The organism is Pseudomonas sp. MF7453 (assembly GCF_016405455.1).
Taxonomy (GTDB): domain Bacteria; phylum Pseudomonadota; class Gammaproteobacteria; order Pseudomonadales; family Pseudomonadaceae; genus Aquipseudomonas; species Aquipseudomonas paralactis.
This window is the reverse complement of sequence record NZ_JAEKCN010000007.1, coordinates 57,888-78,203: the sequence shown is the minus strand read 5'-3', so window position 1 is coordinate 78,203 and position 20,316 is coordinate 57,888. Positions and strand designations below refer to the sequence as shown.

The following is a 20,316-nucleotide window of genomic DNA, read 5'->3' as shown; positions in this document are numbered from 1 at the left end:
AGATAAACCGACGTTGCCGCCCTGACGCGGGGGAGTCAAGTCAGAGGCCGGGTTTGGGAGTGCGCGCCAGGCAATAGACATCGACCTGGCGTGCACCAGCGTCCATCAATAACCGCGCCAGGCTATGGGCGGTGGCGCCGGTGGTGAGTACATCGTCCACCAGCGCCAGGTGTTGCCCTGCGATTTGAGCGCCGGGGGCCAGGGCAAAGGCGTTGAGCAGGTTGCGTTTGCGGGTCTTGGCGTCGAGGTCTTGCTGCGCCACGGTTTCATGCGGGCGCAGCAGGGCGCGTTCATTGAGGGGAATGTTAAGCGCGCTACCGAGCCAGCGAGCCACCATCAGCGCCTGGTTAAAGCCGCGCTGGCGCAGGCGCTTGCGGGCCATGGGGACCGGCAGCAGAGCGTCGGGGCGGTTGAGTTCGGCATTATCGAAGCGATGTTGCAGGTGCTGCCCCAGCAGGCGTGCCAGCATGTGGCCCAGCGGCCAGCGCGCCTGGTGCTTGAAGCGGCTGACCAGGGTGTCGATGGGGAAGCTGTAGGTCCAGGGTGCGATCACCTGGTTGAAGGCCGGTGGGTGTTTTTGGCACTGGCCGCAGATCAACCCGTCCATCGGCAAAGGCAGGGCGCAGCGTTCACAGTGCTCCAGCAGCCAGGGCAGTTCGGTTTCGCAGGCGTTGCACACATTTTCGCCGGAGTCTGTGCATTCGTCGCAGATCAGGCAGGTTTGTACGTTTTCCAACCAGATGTAAACTTGGTGTTTGTGCTCAGGTTGACAGTGCATGAATCTTCCTTAAATATGCCGAGCATCCGTGTCGTGCCTGTGGGTATTGCCATCCCGCAGCGTTAGCCAAAGCATAATCAAGGAATCGCCCATGAGCGCCAGCACCTCTGCCACCCTGCGTCACGACTGGTCTTTGGCCGAAGTCAAAGCCCTGTTCGTGCAGCCGTTCAATGACCTGCTGTTCCAGGCGCAGACCGTGCACCGCGCGCATTTCGACGCCAACCGCGTACAGGTATCGACCCTGCTGTCGATCAAGACCGGTGCCTGCCCGGAAGATTGCAAATATTGTCCGCAGTCGGGTCACTACAACACCGGCCTGGAAAAAGAGAAGCTGATGGAGGTGCAGAAGGTCCTCGAAGAGGCCGCCCGCGCCAAGGCCATCGGCTCGACACGCTTCTGCATGGGCGCGGCGTGGAAACACCCGTCGGCCAAAGACATGCCCTACGTGCTGGAGATGGTCAAAGGCGTGAAAGCCATGGGCCTGGAAACCTGCATGACCCTGGGTCGTCTCGACCAGGACCAGACCGAAGCCCTGGCCCAGGCCGGCCTGGATTACTACAACCATAACCTCGACACATCGCCTGAGTTCTACGGCTCGATCATCACCACACGCACCTATAGCGAGCGCCTGCAAACCCTGGCGTATGTGCGTGATTCGGGGATGAAGATCTGCTCGGGCGGTATCCTCGGCATGGGCGAGTCCCTCGACGACCGTGCCAACCTGCTGATCCAACTGGCCAACCTGCCGGAGCATCCAGAGTCGGTGCCGATCAACATGCTGGTGAAGGTGGCCGGTACACCGTTGGAAAATGCCGAGGACATCGACCCCTTCGACTTCATCCGTATGCTGGCGGTGGCGCGCATCCTGATGCCGCAGTCCCACGTGCGCCTGTCCGCCGGCCGCGAAGCCATGAACGAGCAGATGCAGGCCCTGGCGTTTTTTGCCGGTGCCAACTCGATCTTCTACGGCGATAAATTGCTGACCACCGCCAACCCTCAGGCTGACAAGGACATGCAGCTGTTCGCCCGCCTGGGCATCCTGCCCGAAGCCCGCGAAGAGCATGCCGATGAAGTGCACCAGGCCGCGATCGAGCAGGCGCTGGTGGAGCAAAAGAGCAGCGAGCAGTTCTACAACGCCGCTGTTTAATCGAGGCCAGCATGTCTTTTGATCTTGCTGCGCGCCTCGCTGCCCGCCGTGCTGAACATCTATACCGTCAACGCCCGTTGCTGCAGAGCCCTCAAGGGCCCGAAGTGGTGGTGGATGGCCAGCCATTGCTGGCGTTCTGCAACAACGATTACCTGGGCCTGGCCAATCACCCGCAGGTGATCGAAGCCTGGCGCGCCGGAGCGGCCCGTTGGGGCGTGGGCGGCGGCGCTTCGCATCTGGTAGTGGGCCACGCCACGCCGCACCATGAGTTGGAAGAGGCCCTGGCTGACCTGACTGGGCGCCCGCGTGCATTGCTGTTTACCACCGGCTATATGGCCAACCTGGGCGCGGTCACGGCGCTGGTGGGGCAGGGCGATACGGTGCTGGAAGACCGCCTCAACCACGCCTCATTGCTGGATGCGGGTCTGCTCTCTGGGGCGCGGTTCAACCGCTACCTGCATAACGATGCCGCCAGCCTGGCCAAGCGTTTGGAAAAGGCTACCGGCAATACGCTGGTGGTCACCGACGGGGTGTTCAGCATGGACGGCGATCTGGCCGACCTGCCGACGCTGGCCCGTGAAGCCAAGGCCAAAGGTGCCTGGCTGATGGTGGATGATGCCCATGGCTTTGGCCCGCTGGGCGCCAATGGCGGCGGTATCGTCGAGCATTTTGGCTTGAGCCAGGACGATGTACCGGTACTGGTGGGTACCCTGGGCAAAGCCTTCGGCACCGCCGGGGCATTTGTGGCAGGCAGTGAAGCGTTGATCGAAAGCCTGATCCAGTTTGCCCGCCCGTATATCTACACCACCAGCCAACCACCGGCATTGGCCTGCGCCACCCTCAAAAGCCTGGAGCTACTGCGCAGCGAGCACTGGCGGCGCAAGCACCTCAACGGGTTGATCCGTCAGTTCCGTCGCGGCGCCGAGCAGTTGGGCCTGGCATTGATGGACAGCTTTACGCCAATCCAGCCGATCCTGATTGGCGACAGCGCCCGAGCGTTGCGTCTGTCACAGATGCTGCGCGAGCGTGGGCTGATGGTGACTGCAATCCGCCCGCCGACTGTTCCGGCCGGTAGTGCAAGGTTGCGCGTGACATTGACGGCGGCGCACAGCGAAGCGCAGGTGCAGCTATTGTTAAACGGGTTAGAGGACTGTTTCCGGTTATTGAACGCAGCGGAGCCCGACCATGCGTGATCGCCTGATACTGCTGCCCGGCTGGGGCCTCGGTGTGTCGCCCCTGGAGCCGTTGGCCGCGGCGCTGCAGGGCCTCAACGAGCACCTGCGGGTACAGATCGAGCCCTTGCCGGCGCTGGATTCCAGTGATTTGAGTGAGTGGCTCGACGAGCTCGATGCGACGCTGGCGGACAACGTCTGGCTCGGGGGCTGGTCCCTGGGCGGGATGCTCGCTTCGGAGTTGGCGGCGCGCCGTGGTGAACGTTGCTGCGGTTTGCTGACCCTGGCGAGCAACCCGTGTTTCGTCGCCCATGACGGCTGGCCCCACGGGATGCCCGCCGAGACCTTCGATGCGTTTTTGGCGGGTTGCCACGCCGACTCCCAGGTGACCCTCAAGCGCTTCGGCCTGTTGTGTGCCAAGGGGGCGCAAGATCCGCGCGGGCTCTCGCGTTTGCTGGTCAGCGGTGCGCCACATACCGCCCCCAGTGTGTTGATGCCCGGCCTGGAGCTGCTGGCGCAACTGGATACCCGGGCGGCCTTGCAGGCGTTTCGCGGGCCGCAGTTGCATCTGTTTGCCGGCCTGGATGGGTTGGTGCCTGCCGAAGCCGCCAGTGACCTGCTGACGTTGTTACCCGATGTAGAAGTCGGCTTGATTGAACAGGCCGGTCACGCGTTTCTTCTGGAAGACCCCCACGGTGTCGCGGGGGCCATCCAGGCTTTTTTGCATGAGTGTGTCGATGACTGATTTATCCCACCCTTGCCTGCCGGGCGCCTTGCCGGACAAGCGCCAGGTTGCCGCCTCGTTTTCTCGTGCAGCGGCCAGCTACGACAGCGTGGCCGAGTTGCAGCGCGCGGTAGGGCATGAGTTGCTCAGCCGTTTGCCAGCTGACCTTTCGCCACCACGCTGGCTGGATATGGGCTGCGGCACGGGGTATTTCAGCCGAGTACTGGGTGAGCGTTTGCCTGCGAGCGAGGGCGTGGCGCTGGATATCGCCGAAGGCATGCTCAACCACGCGCGGCCTTTAGGCGGTGCGCGACATTTCATTGCCGGTGATGCGGAACGCCTGCCGCTGAAGGCCGGCAGCTTCGAGTTGCTGTTCTCCAGCCTGGCGGTGCAATGGTGTGCCAACTTCGATGCCGTGCTCAGCGAAGCTCAGCGTGTGTTGCGACCTGGCGGTGTGTTGGCGTTCGCGAGTCTGTGCGTGGGTACCCTGGATGAGTTGCGCGAAAGCTGGCGAGCGGTCGATGGCCTGGTTCACGTCAATCGCTTTCGCACTTTCGAGGCTTATCAGCAACTATGTGCGGCCAGCGGCTTGCGGGTGGTAAGCCTTGCGCGACAACCCCATGTGCTGCATTACCCGGATGTGCGCAGCCTGACCCACGAACTCAAAGCGTTGGGCGCCCATAACCTCAACCCCGGCCGCCCCGGCGGCTTGACGGGGCGCGCGCGGATTGTTGCACTGGTAGAGGCTTACGAGCAGTTCCGTCAGGCCCAGGGCCTGCCCGCCACGTACCAGGTGGTTTACGCCGTACTGGAGAAACCGCTATGAGCGTCGCTTACTTCATCACCGGCACTGACACCGATGTGGGCAAGACCACCATCGCGGCCGGCCTGTTGCACGCCGCCAGGCTCGCGGGCAAAAGCACGGCCGCCGGAAAACCGGTGGCCTCGGGTTGCCGATTGACTGCCCAGGGTTTGCGCAATGCCGATGCCCTGGCATTGCTGGCTGAGTGCTCATTGCCGCTCAGTTATGCCGAGGTCAACCCGGTTGCATTCGAGCCGGCTATCGCGCCCCATTTGGCTGCGCGCGAGGCAGGCGTGGGGCTGACGGTGCAATCGTTGCTCAAGCCGATGCAACAGATCCTGGCCCGTGGAGCTGACTTCACCTTGATCGAAGGGGCGGGCGGCTGGCGCGTGCCCCTGGCCGATCAAGCCAACCTGTCGGACCTGGCCATGGCGCTCAAATTGCCAGTGATCCTGGTGGTGGGCGTGCGACTGGGCTGCATCAGCCACGCGTTGCTTACCGCCGAAGCCATCGCACGGGACGGCTTGCCGCTGGCTGGCTGGGTGGCGAATATCATCGATCCCAAGACCTCTCGTCTGGAAGAAAACCTCGCCACCCTGGCCGAGCGTTTGCCCGCGCCCTGCCTGGGGCGGGTGCCGAAGCTCAAGGATGCGGGCGCCGCCGCCGTGGCCGAGTACCTGGAGTTGGACCTGCTTGACTGATTTTGGCTATCGGCAAGGCAATATGCCATTAGTGTTTTTGACGGGTCTTTTGCCAGGATGTCTGCTTCAATCTACCTTCACGATTCTCTAAAGGCAGGCTTACGCCATGGAAATCTCTGGAAGCAGCGCGTTTTATTCGGGCCTGAGCAGTATTCAGACCGGGCAGAACCGTGTCGACCAGGCAGCCGGCAAGATCGCCAGCGCCGCAACGTCCCAGCCATCGGCCGCGCAAAGCGACCGTCTGCAAGCCAATGACCGCGCCCAAGCGTCTAATTCGGCGAGCAATATGGTGGAAATGGCCCAAGGCAAGTTTCAAGTCGAGCTGGGAGCGAAAGTCGCCAAGGCTTCGGATGAAATGCTCGGTACGTTGATCGATACCTACGCCTGATCCCGTCCCACCCTGTAGGAGCGAGCTTGCTCGCGAAAAACGCCAACGATAACGCGTGCCGCCTGAACTGGCGCGGTGTGCTGATGTCCTTCGCGAGCAAGCTCGCTCCTACATAAAACTTCATCTTTCCTGAAAATTCTGTGTGGCATCCCGCCGCAGGCCTTGCCGTGCCCGGCGATGACCTGCATCAAGACAAACGGCATCTGGCCGACGCTTGACAACCCTGGGTCGTAAACGTATGTTTCAAACACCTGTTTGACCGCCATAACAAATCCACGCGGTTGTTCATCCCAGATACATCAGCAGAGGTTTATCGCTATGCCTGACTACAAGGCCCCCTTGCGTGATATTCGCTTCGTTCGTGACGAACTGCTCGGCTATGAAGCGCACTATCAGAGCCTGCCGGCTTGCCAGGACGCTACCCCGGACATGGTCGACGCCATCCTCGAAGAAGGCGCCAAGTTCTGTGAGCAAGTTCTGGCACCGCTGAACCGCGTGGGCGACATCGAAGGGTGTACCTGGAGTGAGTCAGGCGTTAAGACCCCTACCGGTTTCAAAGAAGCCTACAAGCAATTCGTCGAAGGCGGCTGGCCAAGCCTGGCCCATGACGTTGAGCACGGTGGCCAGGGCCTGCCGGAATCTCTGGGCCTGGCAGTCAGCGAAATGGTTGGCGCCGCCAACTGGTCGTGGGGCATGTACCCGGGCCTGTCCCACGGTGCGATGAACACCATTTCCGAGCACGGCACCCCCGAGCAGCAAGAGGCTTACCTGACCAAGCTGGTGTCGGGTGAATGGACCGGCACCATGTGCCTGACCGAGCCACACTGCGGTACCGACCTGGGTATGCTGCGTACCAAGGCCGAACCTCAGGCTGATGGTTCCTACAAAGTCTCCGGTACCAAGATCTTCATCTCGGCCGGTGAACACGACATGGCCGACAACATCGTCCACATCGTACTGGCGCGCCTGCCGGATGCACCGGCCGGCACCAAGGGTATCTCGCTGTTTATCGTGCCGAAGTTCCTCCCCAATGCCGATGGCACAATTGGCGAGCGCAACGCGGTGACCTGTGGTTCCCTGGAACACAAGATGGGCATCCACGGCAACGCCACTTGCGTGATGAACTTCGACGCGGCCACCGGTTTCCTGATCGGCCCGGCGAACAAAGGTTTGAACTGCATGTTCACCTTTATGAACACCGCTCGCCTGGGTACTGCGCTGCAAGGCCTGTCCCACGCCGAGATTGGCTTTCAGGGTGGCCTGAAATATGCCCGCGACCGCCTGCAAATGCGTTCCCTGACGGGCCCGAAAGCGCCGGACAAAGCCGCGGACCCGATCATCGTGCACCCTGACGTGCGCCGTATGCTGTTGACCATGAAAGCCTTCGCCGAAGGCAACCGTGCGATGGTGTACTTCACCGCCAAGCAAGTGGACATCGTCAAGTACGGCACCGACGACGAAGCCAAGAAACAGGCGGATGCCCTGCTGGCCTTCATGACCCCGATCGCCAAGGCGTTCATGACCGAAGTCGGCTTTGAGTCGGCCAACCACGGCGTACAGATCTACGGTGGTCACGGTTTCATCGCCGAGTGGGGCATGGAACAGAACGTTCGCGACAGCCGTATTTCGATGCTGTACGAAGGCACCACCGGTATTCAGGCCCTGGACTTGCTTGGCCGTAAAGTGCTGATGACCCAAGGCGAAGCGCTCAAGGGCTTCACCAAGATCGTGCACAAGTTCTGCCAGGCCAACGAAGGCAACGAAGCGGTCAAAGAGTTCGTTGCACCGCTGGCGGCACTGAACAAAGAGTGGGGCGAGTTGACCATGAAGGTCGGCATGGCCGCGATGAAAGACCGTGAAGAAGTCGGCGCCGCTTCGGTGGATTACCTGATGTACTCCGGCTACGCGTGCCTGGCTTACTTCTGGGCCGACATGGCGCGCCTGGCGGCTGAAAAACTGGCTGCGGGCACTACCGAAGAGGCGTTCTACACCGCCAAGTTGCAGACCGCGCGCTTCTACTTCCAGCGCATCCTGCCGCGTACTCGCACCCACGTGGCGACCATGCTGTCGGGCGCAAGCAACCTGATGGACATGAAAGAAGAAGATTTCGGCCTGGCTTACTAAGCCTTTCCGGGTTCTGCTAAAAACCGCCGCCTCCTTCGGGACGCGGCGGTTTTTTTGCCCTCCTTTAGGAGCGCGCTTGCTCGCGAAGGTCGCTAACGATAACGCGGGCATTCTGGATAAGCGCGGTGCCGGTGGGATCTTCGCGAGCAAGCTCGCTCCTACAGAGGGCGTGCATAAAAAACCGCAGTAATGCGCTCAGGGATTGCAACCCGCTGCCGTTACAGTGATGGCAATGTGATACATGCAGGTCGATTGTGCTTAACTGACCGCTAGAGGCACAGTGCCATTATTTGTTTGCGGGTCGGAGTTTTACCCTTGTCACGCGTGTCCGCTGTACGTTTCAGCCATTTCTTACCGTCGCTGCTGCTGTTGCTGGCCGGGCTTTCGGCTGCGTACGTCAAGGACCTCAACGTTTTCTTCACCTCGCTGTTCAACGTGTTGCCGACCCTGGTCCTGCTGCTCGGCGGTGCGTACTGCGCGGTGTATCGGCGCCAGCGTGAACTGTTCCTGATGATCACGGTGTACGTCGCCTATTTCCTGCTGGATACCCAGACCGACTTCTATCGCGACAATGGCCGCGTACGTGAAGACGCTGCGGTGGTGTTCCACCTGTGTTGCCTGCTGTTGCCGCTGCTGTTCAGCATCTACGCGCTGTGGCAGGAGAAAACTCATCTGTTCCGTGATTTCGTCGCCCGCTGCGCGGTGTTGCTTGCGGTAGGTAGTGTGGCACTGGCCCTGGAACAGAGTTTTCCCCAGGCGTTGCTGGGCTGGTTGGCGGAGATCCGCTGGCCGGTGCTGCATGGCGCCTGGATGAGCCTGATTCAGCTGTCCTATCCGATGTTCCTGATCGGCTTCCTCACCCTGGCCGCCCAGTATTGGTATCAGCCACGCCCGCTGCACGCCGCCCAGCTGGTGGGGGTGTTGGGCCTGTTCTGGATGTTGCCGCAGACTTTCATCCTGCCGTTCACTCTCAATATCATGTGCAGCCAAGTGATGTTGATGATCGCCGCCGGTGTGGCCCACGAAGCCTATCAAATGGCGTTTCGCGATGAGCTGACCGGGTTGCCGGGACGCCGCGCCCTCAACGAACGCATGCAACGGCTGGGGCGCAACTATGTGCTGGCGATGAGCGACGTCGATCACTTCAAACGTTTCAACGACACCCATGGCCACGATGTGGGCGACCAAGTGCTGCGCCTGGTGGCGAGCAAGCTGTCCAAGGTCAATGGTGGCGGGCGTGCCTACCGCTATGGCGGTGAAGAATTTGCCGTGGTGTTTGCCGGCAAGACCCTGGATGAATGCATGCCGCATCTGGAGGAGATCCGCGAGATCATTGCCGGCTACGACATCAAACTGCGCAACCCGGACCGGCCCCATGACGACCATCAAGGCCGTCAACGGCGTGCGGGCAGTGGTGCCTCCAGCGTGTCGGTGACGGTCAGCATTGGCGTGGCCGAGCGTCAGGCCGAGCAGCGTAATCCTGAAGAGGTGCTCAAGTCCGCCGACCAGGCGCTTTACGCGGCCAAGGGGGCCGGGCGTAACTGCGTGATCGCGGCCGGGCAGAACCGCCGTGGCGCGGTGCGCATGGAAAGTGCTGCCGGTTGAGTAATGGTGCTGTATTCAGCAGCGCTACAGTGATTGTCCGTCGGCGGTACCGGCAGTAGGGTCAAACCATCTGCTGCCGGAGACATTGCCATGCCTGAGTACAAAGCTCCTCTGCGCGACATGCGCTTTCTGATCGATAACGTATTCGATTTTCACGGCCACTACGCCACTCTGGGCGCAACGGATGCCAGCCCGGACATGGTCAATGCAATCCTTGAAGAGGGCGCCCGGTTCTGCGAAAACGTGCTCGCGCCGCTCAATCGCAGCGGCGATGAAGAAGGCTGTCATTTCGACAATGGCGTGGTCACTACGCCCAAGGGCTTCAAGCAAGCCTTTGCCCAATACGTGGAAGGCGGCTGGCACGGCGTGGCGGCAGACCCGGCCTACGGTGGCCAAGGCCTGCCGCATTCCCTGGGCCTGGTGCTGAGCGAGATGATCGGCTCCAGCAATACCTCGTGGGGCATGTACCCGGGCCTGACCCACGGTGCCATGTCGGCGATCCACGCCCACGGCACCGAGGAGCAAAAAACCACGTACCTGAGCAAACTCACTGCCGGCGAATGGACCGGCACCATGTGCTTGACCGAAGCCCACTGCGGCACCGACCTGGGCTTGATCAAGACCCGCGCCGTGCCTCAGGCGGATGGCAGCTACGCGGTCACCGGCAGCAAGATCTTCATCTCCGCCGGTGAGCACGACATGAGCGCCAATATCATCCACCTGGTGCTGGCCAAACTGCCGGATGCGCCGGCGGGCACCAAAGGCATATCGTTGTTTATCGTGCCCAAGTTCCATGCCGATTCAGGCGAGCGCAATGCGGTGCACTGCGGCTCCATCGAGCACAAGATGGGCATCAAGGCCTCGGCCACCTGCGTGTTGAACTTCGATGGTGCCAAGGGCTTCTTGATCGGCGAGGCGAACAAAGGCCTGAACTGTATGTTCACCATGATGAACCACGCTCGCCTCGGCACCGGGATGCAGGGCCTGTGCAACGGTGAAGCAAGCTTTCAGGGTGCGATCAGGTACGCCAACGACCGCCTGCAGATGCGCTCGCTGACCGGTGCCAAGGCCCCGGAAAAAGCTGCCGATCCGATCATCGTGCACGCCGATGTGCGCCGCATGTTGCTGACCATGAAAGCCTTCAATGAGGGCAATCGTGCGCTGACCTACTTCACCGCCCAACTGCTCGATACCGCGCACCTGGGCAGCGACGCCGACCAGCGCCAGGACGCCGAGGACCTGCTGGCCTTCCTCACGCCGATCTGTAAAGCCTTTATGACTGAAACCGGGCTTGAGGTGACCAACCACGGTATGCAAGTGTTTGGCGGGCATGGCTATATTCGCGAGTGGGGCATGGAGCAATTGGCGCGCGATGCGCGAATCGCGCCGATTTACGAAGGCACCAACGGCATTCAGGCCCTCGACCTGCTGGGGCGCAAGGTGCTGGGCAGCCAGGGCAAGTTGCTGCGCGGGTTTACCAAAATCGTGCACAAGTTCTGCGCCGCCAATGCCGAGCATGGTCAGCTCAAGGCTTATGTTGAACAGCTCAATCAGTTGAACCAGCAATGGGGGGAGTTGACGCTGAAGGTGGGGACGGCAGCAATGAAGAATCCCGACGAAGTGGGCGCGGCGGCCACGGATTACCTGATGTACAGCGGTTACATCATCCTCGCCTACCTGTGGTTGCGCATGGCGATCGCCGCGCAAGCGCACGGTGATGCCGAGTTTGCCCGGGCCAAGCTGGCAACCTGCGAGTTCTATTTCAAGCGCCTGCTGCCGCGTACGGCCACGCATCGTGCGGCGGTAGAAGCGGGCAGTGAGTGCCTGATGAGTCTCCCAGCCGACGCGTTCAACCTGTAGGAGCGAGCTTGCTCGCGAAGAACTTTAACGATTCGCGCACGCCTGGTTTAGCGGGGCGTTCCTGGATTTTTCGCGAGCAAGCTCGCTCCTACAAGCGAGCTTCTTGTGTGACTTGTGAGTACTTAGCGGTCACGAAAGGACCCTATGTGTCTTAAAAGTTGTTCGGGTACACTCGGAGCCTGTAAAACCGTTCCTGTCGAATTACTTATTACGTTCTCACGAGGTTTGCCATGGCTGATTACAAAGCGCCGTTGCGTGATATGCGCTTCGTCCTCAACGAAGTTTTTGAAGTCGCCAAGACTTGGGCCCAATTGCCGGCATTGGCAGACGCTGTTGACGCCGAAACCGTTGAGGCGATCCTCGAAGAGGCCGGCAAGGTCACCGCCAAATCCATCGCGCCCTTGAGCCGCGGCGGCGATGAGCAAGGTTGCCATTGGACCTACGGTGCGGTGAGCACCCCGGACGGTTTCCCCCAGGCCTATGCGACCTACGCCGAAGGCGGCTGGGTGGGTGTGGGCGGCGATCCGACCTATGGCGGCATGGGGATGCCCAAGGCGGTGTCGGCGCAGGTCGAAGAAATGATCAACTCGTCGAGCCTGGCATTCGGCTTGTATCCGATGCTGACTTCCGGCGCCTGTGTGTCGATCAATACCCACGCCAGCGAAGAACTCAAGGCCGCGTACTTGCCGAAGATGTATTCCGGTGAGTGGGCCGGTTCCATGTGCTTGACCGAAGCCCATGCCGGTACCGACCTGGGCATGATCCGCACCAAGGCCGAGCCTCAGGCGGACGGTTCCTACAAGGTCAGCGGCACCAAGATCTTCATCACCGGTGGCGAGCACGACCTGACCGAAAACATCATCCACCTGGTACTGGCCAAACTGCCGGATGCACCGGCGGGGCCCAAGGGCATCTCCCTGTTTCTGGTGCCCAAGTTCATGGTGAACGCCGACGGCAGCCTCGGCGCACGCAACCCGGTGACCTGCGGTTCGATTGAACACAAGATGGGGATCCAGGCGTCCGCGACCTGCGTGATGAACTTCGACGAAGCCGTGGGTTACCTGGTTGGTGAGCCTAACCGTGGCCTGGCGGCGATGTTCACCATGATGAACTACGAGCGCCTGGGGGTGGGTATCCAGGGCCTGGCGTCCGGCGAGCGTTCCTATCAGAACGCAATTGAATACGCCCGCGACCGCCTGCAGAGCCGTTCCCCGCTGGGGGCACAGGCCAAGGATAAAGTGGCAGACCCGATCATCGTGCATCCGGACGTACGCCGTATGCTGCTGACCATGAAGGCGGCGAACGAAGGTGGCCGTGCGTTCTCCACTTACGTGGCGACGCAGTTGGACATCGCCAAGTTCAGCGATGACGCGCAGGCTCGCGAGCGTGCCGATAACCTGGTGGCGTTGCTGACACCGGTGGCCAAGGCGTTTCTCACCGATCTGGGCCTGGAAACCACCGTGCTCGGCCAGCAAGTGTTCGGTGGCCACGGCTACATCCGCGAGTGGGGCCAGGAGCAGTTGGTGCGTGACGTGCGCATCACCCAGATCTACGAAGGCACCAACGGCATTCAGGCACTGGATTTGATGGGGCGCAAGATCGTTGGCAGTGGCGGTGCGTTCTACACCCTGTTCGCCGATGAGATCCGCCAGTTCATCGCCGAATCGGGTGCCGAGTTGGCCGAGTTCACCACGCCGCTCAGCGCAGCGGTGGATAACCTGGATGAATTGACGGCTTGGGTATTGGACCGCGCCAAGAGCAACCCGAATGAAATCGGCGCAGCGTCGGTGGAGTACCTGCATGCATTCGGCTACATGGCCTACGCCTACATGTGGGCGCGCATGGCCAAGGCCGCGCTGGGCAAGGAGTCCGAGGAGGCCTTCTACGCCAGCAAGCTGGGGACTGCACGATTCTACTTTGCCCGCCTGCTGCCACGCATTCATTCGTTGAGTGCGTCGGTAAAAGCCGGTAGCGAATCGCTGTTCCTGATGGATGAAGCACTGTTTTAAGGGCTGGGAGGCCGTGTAAGCAATCTCTTACATGACGTGCTGCTAATCGTCCTCTATCGCCAAATTGGATCCACGGATAATCTACTTCACATGGACGTCGCGCAGGAAGCGCAAAGCAACAACACGGACACGTAGGATTCTGCCAGGATGGCGGAGTGAAATGGATGTCAGGGAAACAGTCTGCAAAGCCCCGCTTCGGCGGGGTTTTCTTTTGCCTGCGAAAAAGTCAGGCGCTGGCCTGCGGGGCGTTCATCACGTCCTCCAGTAATGTGCGCAGCAACGCGACCGTCGCCTGCTGGCGTTGCACATCGCGGCACACCAACCCCACCTTCAGCGGCACCCTCGGTTCGCTCAGGGGTTTCCATAACAGCGCCTTGCTGTTGTGTTCGTCCTGGGAACGCCCCGGCAGCACTGTTGCCAGCTTGGTGTGGGGCAGGCTGTCGAGTATGCCCACCATGGTGTTGAGCTCCGCTTGCACCTGAGGGCGGCGCCCCAGGTTGGCCAACTGGCCCTGCCAGATCTGCCTGACTTGAAACTCTTCCCCCAGTAACAGCATCGGCAACTCGGCAGCTTGTTTGAGCGAGACTTTCTTGAATTCGCGCAGCGGATGGTCTTCGGGAATCACCACCTTCAACTCATCTTCATACAGCACCACGCCGTGCAGCCCCGGCTGGCGTGGCGGCAGGTAGCTGATGCCGATGTCGAGCGAGCCGTTGAGCAAACGCCGTTCAATCTCCAGCCCCGTCAGCTCGTAAATCTGCACCACCAGATGGGGCTGAGCCTTGCGAACACGTTCAAGCATCTGCGGCACCAGGCTGGTGTGCACGGTTTGCAGTACACCGATGGCCAGGGTCCGCATGGCCTGGCCCTTGAAGTTGCGTAGCGCTTCGACGGCTTGTTGCATGCCATCAATGAGCGGCAACGCGTGGTTGTATAAGGTGTGCGCCGCCAGGGTCGGCAGCAGGCGCTTGCTGCTGCGTTCGAACAGACTTACATCAAGGTTCTGCTCCAGTTGGCGTATCTGTTGCGACAAGGCCGGTTGCGAGATCGAAAGACGCTCCGCAGCGCGTCCTACGTGGCCTTCCTCATACACCGCGACGAAATAACGCAGTTGCTTGAAATCCATAAGGCTTACTTATCGAAAAAGCTGGAAAATCGAAATGGCCGCTGGCCCCCCAGAGGCCTAGTCTAGCGCCTATTCGCAAGGCTTACAGGGCCGGATCGGGCAATGAATAGCGTTTTTGTTGATAGCGTTTACATAGGCAAGGCAAAAAACCTTCAGGTGCAATGGGCAGGCCGCAACGACCAAGGTCAGGTTGCCAGCGGGGGTGAAGTGTGAACTTGTTCCGTCGCTGTGCGCCGAGTCTGGATGACCTGGTTGTGCAAACCCCGCGTGCAGATGTTTCCAGCCACTGCTTGATGCCCACTGTGGCGCGCCCGCCCCAAGTGTTTGTGCAGGGGCAGGGCTCATGGCTTTCGGACGCTGACGACCGCGCCTATCTGGATTTCAGTCAAGGCGGCGGCGCCAATAGCCTGGGTCACTGTCCCCCGAGCGTTCGCGACGCTGTTGCCGAACAGATGCACACCGTGATCAACCCTGGCCTGGGCTTGCACAACCGTGCGCAACTGGACCTCGTCGACCGTCTGTGCCATCACACCTGCAGCGATCAGGCCTACTTGCTCAACAGTGGTGCCGAAGCCTGTGAAGCGGCCATCAAGCTGGCACGCAAGTGGGGCCAGCTGCATCGTGGCGGCGCTTACCACATCATCACGGTAAGCAATGGTTGCCATGGCCGGAGCCTTGGGGCGATGTCGGCGTCGGCTGTGGCTTGCGAAAACCGTTTTGAACCGCAGTTGCCAGGTTTCAGCCAGGTGCCGTTTAACGATCTGCCGGCCCTGCACGCAGCGGTCGATGCGCAGACCGTCGCCATCATGCTGGAGCCGATACAAAGCGGCGGTAGTGTCATCCCCGCGACAGAACATTACCTCAAGGGCGTCGAACGCCTGTGTCGTGAGCTGGGGATTCTGCTGATTTTCGACGAAGTGCAAACCGGCATGGGCCGCTGTGGCAGCTTGCTGGCCGAACAACAGTACGGCGTACGCGCCGACATCATTGCTCTGGGCAAAGGCCTGGGCGGTGGGGTGCCCCTGGCGGCGCTGCTGGCGCGTGGCACGGCCTGCTGCTTCGAAGCGGGCGAGCTGGACGGTACGCATCATGGCAATGCCTTGATGGCATCTGCGGGTATCGCCGTACTTGACGCTGTATTGGCGAACGGCTTTCTGGAGCACCTACGTGAATCCGGCCTATACATGGCAGAAGGCCTTGCCCGCCTGGCCTACCGTTATGGCCATGGGCCCTTGCGCGGCAACGGGCTGCTTTGGGGGCTGACATTGTCGAACGATTGCGCCGCAGCAGTGGTCAAGGCCGCGCTGCACGAAGGCCTGATTCTCACCGCCGCGCAACCTGACTGCCTGCGCTTTACCCCAGCGCTGAACATCAGCAAAACCCACATCGACGAAATGCTGCTGCGGCTTGCCCGCGCCTTTTCTCGGGTGCGTACCGCCCAAGTGCAATGCCGCAAGGGCATCGCCGTTTGACCCCAGTTTCCTGAACCGTCTCGCGGCATACGCGGCGCCTCCAGCCTGATTCTTTTGGCTGGGGGCGTTTTTTTGTCTGGGTAATTTCTGGTGTGAAAACGTTTATTGAGCCTTTCTGGGAACAGTGGTTTCTTGGCGGGCGTCGGCAAGGACCACTGATGGGGCACAACGTGCTCGACTTTCAATCTATACCACTGGGTGGTATGTTTTTGGGAAGGGATCTCCATGAAGCTCAGGTTGTTCAAAACACGGCGATTTGCCGAGGCGGCCAACAAAGCCTGGATCTGCGATTCGGAGTTGAGGGAGGCGTTTGGCGAAATGCTGAGGGGGCAGGCAGATAATCTGGGCGGTGGTGTCTGGAAAAAACGCCTCAACCAAAATCGACATCGTTCAATCATATTGGCCAAGGGTAGGCACTATTGGGTTTATCAGTTGCTGTTCGCGAAGAAGGATCAAAGCAACATTACGCAGAGCGAACTTGTTTGGTTTCGATCACTGGCCAAAACTTATGAAAGGTTAAACGAAGCGCAGATTCAGCAAATGCTGGATCTCAAGGAGTTTGTGGAGATACATCATGACCAAGAAGTATAAAAGCGAGGCGTTTGAGTCCATTCACCAGTCAGCCAAGGCGCTTCATGCCGTCGGCGCCATCAGCAAAACCACTCTGCGAGAATATGATGAGGCGTGCTTCTCCATGCCAGACCAAATCCCTGCCGAACAGATCAAGCAACTACGTGAAAGCAGCCATGTCAGCCAACCTGTGTTCGCCCGCTACCTGAACACCAGCGCGTCCACCGTCAAAAAATGGGAGTCGGGAGAGAAACGGCCTAGCGGCATGGCGCTCAAGTTATTGAGCATCGTGCAAAAGCATGGCCTGGAGATTCTGGCCTGAGATGGCCCAATGCCAGAATCCACTGAACCCTCACGAACCGCCAATGTCGATTAGCTACACGGCTCACACGAGCCGATTTTCTGGAGCTGACCCATGGACATTATTCGTATCATCATCGCTATTCTGCTGCCGCCACTGGGTGTGTTCCTGCAAGTAGGCTTCGGCGGTGCATTCTGGCTGAATATCCTGCTGACCCTGTGCGGTTACTTCCCCGGCATCATCCACGCGGTATACATTATCGCCAAGCGTTGAAGCCCTCAGCCTTTTGCAATGAGCCGTGAGTTGCGCTCGTTGCGAAAGGCCAATTGCTCGATGGTCTGGGTGGCATGTTCGGCTTCTTCCCGTGCCTGAAGGATGATGCCGTGCTGCTCGGACTTACTGCATACCGGGTCGGCATTGCTGGCGTCACCGGTGAGCATAAACGCCTGGCAACGGCAGCCGCCGAAATCCTTTTCCTTTTCATCGCATGAGCGGCAAGGCTCGGGCATCCAGTCATAGCCGCGAAAGCGATTGAAGCCAAACGAGTCGTACCAGATGTGCTGCATGCTGTGGTCGCGCACATTGGGAAACTGCACCGGCATCTGCCTCGCGCCGTGACAGGGCAGGGCGGTGCCGTCCGGTGTCACCGTCAGAAAGATGCTGCCCCAGCCGTTCATGCAGGCTTTCGGGCGCTCTTCGTAATAATCCGGTGTCACGAAGATCAGCTTGCACGGATGGCCTTCAGCTTCCAGTTTGGCGCGGTATTCGTTGGTGACGCGTTCGGCGCGCACCAACTGATCTCGGGTCGGCAACAAGCCCACGCGATTGAGCTGCGCCCAGCCGTAGAACTGGCAGGTGGCGAGTTCGACAAAATCCGCTTCCAGCGCGATACACAGCTCGATGATGCGATCGATCTTATCGATATTGTGCCGATGGGTGACGAAGTTCAGCACCATCGGGTAGCCGTGTGCCTTGACCGCACGGGCCATTTCCAGTTTTTGCGCGAAGGCTTTTTTCGAGCCGGCCAGCAGGTTGTTCACCTGCTCGTCGCTGGCCTGGAAACTGATCTGAATATGGTCCAGCCCGGCCTTTTTGAAGTCGCTGATTTTCTGCTCGGTCAGGCCGATACCCGAGGTGATCAGGTTGGTATAGAAGCCCAGCTGGCGGGCCTCGGCGATCAGTTCGGCCAAGTCCTGTCGCACCAGCGGCTCACCCCCGGAAAACCCCAGCTGCGCGGCGCCCATCTCGCGGGCTTCGCGAAACACCTTGATCCATTGCTCGGTGCTCAGCTCTTTGCCCTGCTCGGCGAAATCCAGCGGGTTGGAGCAGTACGGGCACTGCAGCGGGCAGCGATAGGTCAGCTCGGCCAGTAACCACAACGGCAGGCCGATGGCGGGTTTTTCAGGCAAGGGTGATCCAGTGCTCTGCACGGGCGACCTCCATGAATTGCTCGATGTCTTCACCGAGTTCCGGTACGCCGGGGAATTGCCGGTCCAGCTCGGCGATGATGGCTGCCACATCGCGCTCGCCGTCGATCAAGCCGCCAATCAGCGCGGCGCTGTCGTTGAGCTTGATCATGCCTTCCGGGTAGAGCAATACATGGCCTTTTTGCGCAGGCTCGTATTGGTAGCGGTAGCCCTGGCGCCATGTCGGTATTTTGCTGCGATCAAAGCTCATAGGGTGATCCCTTTATGCCACACCCGCTGTTCGGTCACGCTGTGATAGGGCGGGCGTTTGAGTTCGTAGGCCATGCTCATTGCGTCGAGCATGCTCCATAGAATATCCAGTTTGAACTGGAGAATTTCCAGCATGCGCTCCTGACCCTCGCGGGTGGTGTAGTGCTGCAAGGTGATCGCCAAGCCGTGTTCCACATCGCGACGGGCCTGGCCCAGGCGGGTGCGGAAGTATTCGTAACCGGCCGGGTCGATCCACGGGTAATGCTGCGGCCAGCTGTCGAGGCGCGACTGGTGGATCTGCGGTGCGAACAGTTCGGTCAGCGAGCTGCTGGCGGCTTCTTGCCAGCTGGCGCGACGGGCGAAGTTGACATAGGCGTCCACCGCGAAGCGTACACCGGGCAATACCAGTTCCTGGGAGCGCAGTTGGTCCGGGTCGAGGCCCACCGCCTGGCCCAGGCGCAGCCAGGCTTCGATACCGCCGTCTTCACCCGGTGCGCCGTCGTGGTCGAGCAAGCGCTGGATCCATTCGCGGCGGATCTCACGGTCCGGGCAGTTGGCCAGGATCGCGGCGTCTTTCAGGGGAATGTTCACCTGGTAATAGAAGCGATTGGCGACCCAGCCCTGGATTTGCTCGCGGGTCGCGCGGCCTTCATACATCGCCACATGGTAGGGGTGATGGATATGGTAGAAGGCGCCCTTGGCCCGCAAGGCTGCTTCGAACTCGGCGGTCGTCAGCGGTGTGTCAGTCATTTCGGTCGCTCCTACAATTCAATGCTCATGCCGTCGTAAGCCACTTCGACATTGCGCCGCACCAGCTCCGCTCGCTCGGGAGAGTCTTCATCGAGGATCGGGTTGGTGTTGTTGATGTGGATAAGCACCTTGCGTTGCTTGGGCAACTGCTCCAGCACTTCAAGCATACCGCCGGGGCCGTTCTGCGCCAGGTGGCCCATCTCGCGACCGGTGCGGGTGCCGACGCCGCGGCGTTGCATTTCATCGTCATCCCACATCGTGCCGTCGACCAAGAGGCAATCGCTGCTGCCCATGATTTCCAGCAGCGGCGCGTCGACCTTGCCCAGGCCCGGGGCGTAGAACAGTTTACCGCCGGTGCGCAGGTCTTCCACGATCAGGCCGATGTTGTCACCGGGGTGCGGGTCGAAGCGGTGCGGCGAGTAGGGCGGCGCTGCGCTGCGCAACGGCAGCGGGGTGAAACGCAGGTTGGGGCAGGCCGGGATGGTGAAGCTGGCGTCCAGTTCGATGCGGTTCCAGGCCAGGCCGCCATTCCAGTGGGTCAGCATGGTGAACAACGGGAAGCCGGTGCTCAGGTCTTCATGGACCATGTCAGTGCACCACACCTGATGTGGGCAGCCCTCGCGCAGGCTCAACAGGCCGGTGGTGTGGTCGATCTGGCTGTCCATCAGGATGATTGCGCTGATACCGGTGTCGCGCAGGGCGCGCCCGGGTTGCATGGGCGCAAAGCCCTGCAGTTGCGCGCGGATATCCGGCGACGCGTTGCACAGGACCCAATTCACTCCGTCGTCGGAGAGCGCGATGGACGACTGGGTGCGCGCCTGGGCCCGCAGGCTGCCATCGCGAAAGCCTGCGCAGTTTACGCAGTTGCAGTTCCACTGCGGGAAGCCACCGCCGGCGGCGGAACCTAGAATCTGGACAAACATGATCGCTCCATCAAGCACAGCACAAAACAAAAACGCCCCGGGCGAACCGAGGCGTTGTATTACTCAGCCAATCAACGGCTGGCGAAGTACATGGTGACTTCGAAACCGATACGCAGATCAGTGTAAGCAGGTTTGGACCAGGTCATATTCTTACTCCTATCAAGGGATGGGACGTTCACTACCAAGTA

Annotated in this window: 22 protein-coding genes; 14 read left to right on the top strand and 8 right to left on the bottom strand. The window is 60.6% G+C overall.

The window, feature by feature from the left end:
- Positions 1–40: 40 nt before the first annotated feature.
- Positions 41–778, bottom strand: coding sequence for a ComF family protein (locus JFT63_RS12700; protein ID WP_198844087.1), 738 nt, complete (start codon positions 776–778; stop codon positions 41–43).
- 91 nt (positions 779–869) lie between these two features.
- Here JFT63_RS12700 and bioB point away from each other — a divergent pair, with 91 nt between their 5' ends.
- The 6 genes from bioB to JFT63_RS12670 all read left to right on the top strand — a co-directional run bounded on the left by bioB (position 870) and on the right by JFT63_RS12670 (position 5,712).
- A complete protein-coding gene (bioB, locus tag JFT63_RS12695) occupies positions 870–1,925 on the top strand; it encodes a biotin synthase BioB (protein ID WP_005792092.1) in 1,056 nt (351 codons plus the stop codon).
- An 11-nt stretch (positions 1,926–1,936) separates the two neighbouring features.
- Positions 1,937–3,118 carry an 8-amino-7-oxononanoate synthase gene (gene bioF / locus JFT63_RS12690; protein ID WP_198844086.1) on the top strand — a complete coding sequence of 394 codons (1,182 nt, stop codon included), beginning with the start codon at positions 1,937–1,939 and terminating at the stop codon, positions 3,116–3,118.
- Entirely contained in the window at positions 3,111–3,842 is a 732-nt protein-coding gene (locus JFT63_RS12685; RefSeq protein ID WP_057702230.1) for an alpha/beta fold hydrolase, read from the top strand. The genes bioF and JFT63_RS12685 overlap by 8 nt, the downstream gene beginning before the upstream one ends.
- Positions 3,835–4,647, top strand: a complete 813-nt coding sequence (bioC, locus tag JFT63_RS12680) for a malonyl-ACP O-methyltransferase BioC (RefSeq protein WP_198844085.1) — start codon at positions 3,835–3,837, stop codon at positions 4,645–4,647. The genes JFT63_RS12685 and bioC overlap by 8 nt, the downstream gene beginning before the upstream one ends.
- Entirely contained in the window at positions 4,644–5,324 is a 681-nt protein-coding gene (bioD, locus tag JFT63_RS12675; protein WP_057702232.1) for a dethiobiotin synthase, read from the top strand. Before bioC ends, bioD begins: the two co-directional genes overlap by 4 nt.
- 106 nt (positions 5,325–5,430) lie before the next feature.
- Positions 5,431–5,712 carry a hypothetical protein gene (locus JFT63_RS12670; RefSeq protein WP_057702233.1) on the top strand — a complete coding sequence of 94 codons (282 nt, stop codon included), beginning with the start codon at positions 5,431–5,433 and terminating at the stop codon, positions 5,710–5,712.
- Here JFT63_RS12670 and JFT63_RS12665 read toward each other — a convergent pair.
- Positions 5,703–5,978, bottom strand: coding sequence for a hypothetical protein (locus JFT63_RS12665; RefSeq protein ID WP_186560328.1), 276 nt, complete (start codon positions 5,976–5,978; stop codon positions 5,703–5,705). The two genes, JFT63_RS12670 and JFT63_RS12665, sit on opposite strands and share 10 nt — an antisense overlap.
- A 52-nt stretch (positions 5,979–6,030) precedes the next feature.
- On the opposite strand from JFT63_RS12665, the gene JFT63_RS12660 reads away from it, so the two are divergent.
- The 4 genes from JFT63_RS12660 (at position 6,031) to JFT63_RS12645 (ending at position 13,310) form a co-directional block, all read left to right on the top strand.
- Positions 6,031–7,836, top strand: a complete 1,806-nt coding sequence (locus JFT63_RS12660) for a phenylacyl-CoA dehydrogenase (RefSeq protein WP_057702235.1) — start codon at positions 6,031–6,033, stop codon at positions 7,834–7,836.
- Between the two features lie 315 nt (positions 7,837–8,151).
- Positions 8,152–9,441: a GGDEF domain-containing protein gene (locus JFT63_RS12655; protein ID WP_198708091.1), complete on the top strand. Its 1,290-nt coding sequence runs from the start codon at positions 8,152–8,154 to the stop codon at positions 9,439–9,441.
- Between the two features lie 90 nt (positions 9,442–9,531).
- Positions 9,532–11,301 (top strand): acyl-CoA dehydrogenase C-terminal domain-containing protein, encoded by a 1,770-nt coding sequence (locus tag JFT63_RS12650; RefSeq protein WP_198844084.1) that lies wholly within the window; start codon positions 9,532–9,534, stop codon positions 11,299–11,301.
- Between the two features lie 230 nt (positions 11,302–11,531).
- The gene (locus tag JFT63_RS12645; RefSeq protein WP_198844083.1) at positions 11,532–13,310 is read left to right on the top strand and encodes an acyl-CoA dehydrogenase C-terminal domain-containing protein; all 1,779 of its coding nucleotides are present in this window, start codon (positions 11,532–11,534) and stop codon (positions 13,308–13,310) included.
- A gap of 226 nt (positions 13,311–13,536) precedes the next feature.
- Here the strand turns inward: JFT63_RS12645 and JFT63_RS12640 are convergent, their stop codons facing one another.
- A complete protein-coding gene (locus JFT63_RS12640) occupies positions 13,537–14,436 on the bottom strand; it encodes a LysR family transcriptional regulator (RefSeq protein WP_198844082.1) in 900 nt (299 codons plus the stop codon).
- Between the two features lie 209 nt (positions 14,437–14,645).
- Here JFT63_RS12640 and JFT63_RS12635 point away from each other — a divergent pair, with 209 nt between their 5' ends.
- The 4 genes from JFT63_RS12635 to JFT63_RS12620 all read left to right on the top strand — a co-directional run bounded on the left by JFT63_RS12635 (position 14,646) and on the right by JFT63_RS12620 (position 17,052).
- The gene (locus tag JFT63_RS12635) at positions 14,646–15,908 is read left to right on the top strand and encodes an aspartate aminotransferase family protein (protein ID WP_198844081.1); all 1,263 of its coding nucleotides are present in this window, start codon (positions 14,646–14,648) and stop codon (positions 15,906–15,908) included.
- A gap of 225 nt (positions 15,909–16,133) precedes the next feature.
- On the top strand, positions 16,134–16,499 hold the full coding sequence (locus JFT63_RS12630) for a type II toxin-antitoxin system RelE/ParE family toxin (protein WP_198844080.1): 366 nt from the start codon (positions 16,134–16,136) through the stop codon (positions 16,497–16,499).
- On the top strand, positions 16,483–16,800 hold the full coding sequence (locus JFT63_RS12625) for a helix-turn-helix domain-containing protein (RefSeq protein WP_198708085.1): 318 nt from the start codon (positions 16,483–16,485) through the stop codon (positions 16,798–16,800). The genes JFT63_RS12630 and JFT63_RS12625 overlap by 17 nt, the downstream gene beginning before the upstream one ends.
- 93 nt (positions 16,801–16,893) lie before the next feature.
- Positions 16,894–17,052 carry a YqaE/Pmp3 family membrane protein gene (locus JFT63_RS12620; RefSeq protein WP_003194776.1) on the top strand — a complete coding sequence of 53 codons (159 nt, stop codon included), beginning with the start codon at positions 16,894–16,896 and terminating at the stop codon, positions 17,050–17,052.
- A gap of 5 nt (positions 17,053–17,057) precedes the next feature.
- On the opposite strand, the gene pqqE is transcribed toward JFT63_RS12620, so the two are convergent.
- The 5 genes from pqqE to pqqA form a co-directional block, all read right to left on the bottom strand.
- Complete coding sequence (pqqE, locus tag JFT63_RS12615; protein WP_189663632.1) at positions 17,058–18,188, bottom strand: pyrroloquinoline quinone biosynthesis protein PqqE; 1,131 nt, start codon at positions 18,186–18,188, stop codon at positions 17,058–17,060.
- Complete coding sequence (pqqD, locus tag JFT63_RS12610; RefSeq protein ID WP_057702242.1) at positions 18,181–18,456, bottom strand: pyrroloquinoline quinone biosynthesis peptide chaperone PqqD; 276 nt, start codon at positions 18,454–18,456, stop codon at positions 18,181–18,183. Before pqqD ends, pqqE begins: the two co-directional genes overlap by 8 nt.
- Complete coding sequence (gene pqqC / locus JFT63_RS12605; protein WP_017138042.1) at positions 18,453–19,205, bottom strand: pyrroloquinoline-quinone synthase PqqC; 753 nt, start codon at positions 19,203–19,205, stop codon at positions 18,453–18,455. The genes pqqD and pqqC overlap by 4 nt, the downstream gene beginning before the upstream one ends.
- An 11-nt stretch (positions 19,206–19,216) precedes the next feature.
- Complete coding sequence (gene pqqB, locus JFT63_RS12600; protein ID WP_198844079.1) at positions 19,217–20,128, bottom strand: pyrroloquinoline quinone biosynthesis protein PqqB; 912 nt, start codon at positions 20,126–20,128, stop codon at positions 19,217–19,219.
- 71 nt (positions 20,129–20,199) lie between these two features.
- Positions 20,200–20,274, bottom strand: a complete 75-nt coding sequence (gene pqqA / locus JFT63_RS12595) for a pyrroloquinoline quinone precursor peptide PqqA (RefSeq protein ID WP_003194766.1) — start codon at positions 20,272–20,274, stop codon at positions 20,200–20,202.
- Positions 20,275–20,316: the final 42 nt, after the last annotated feature.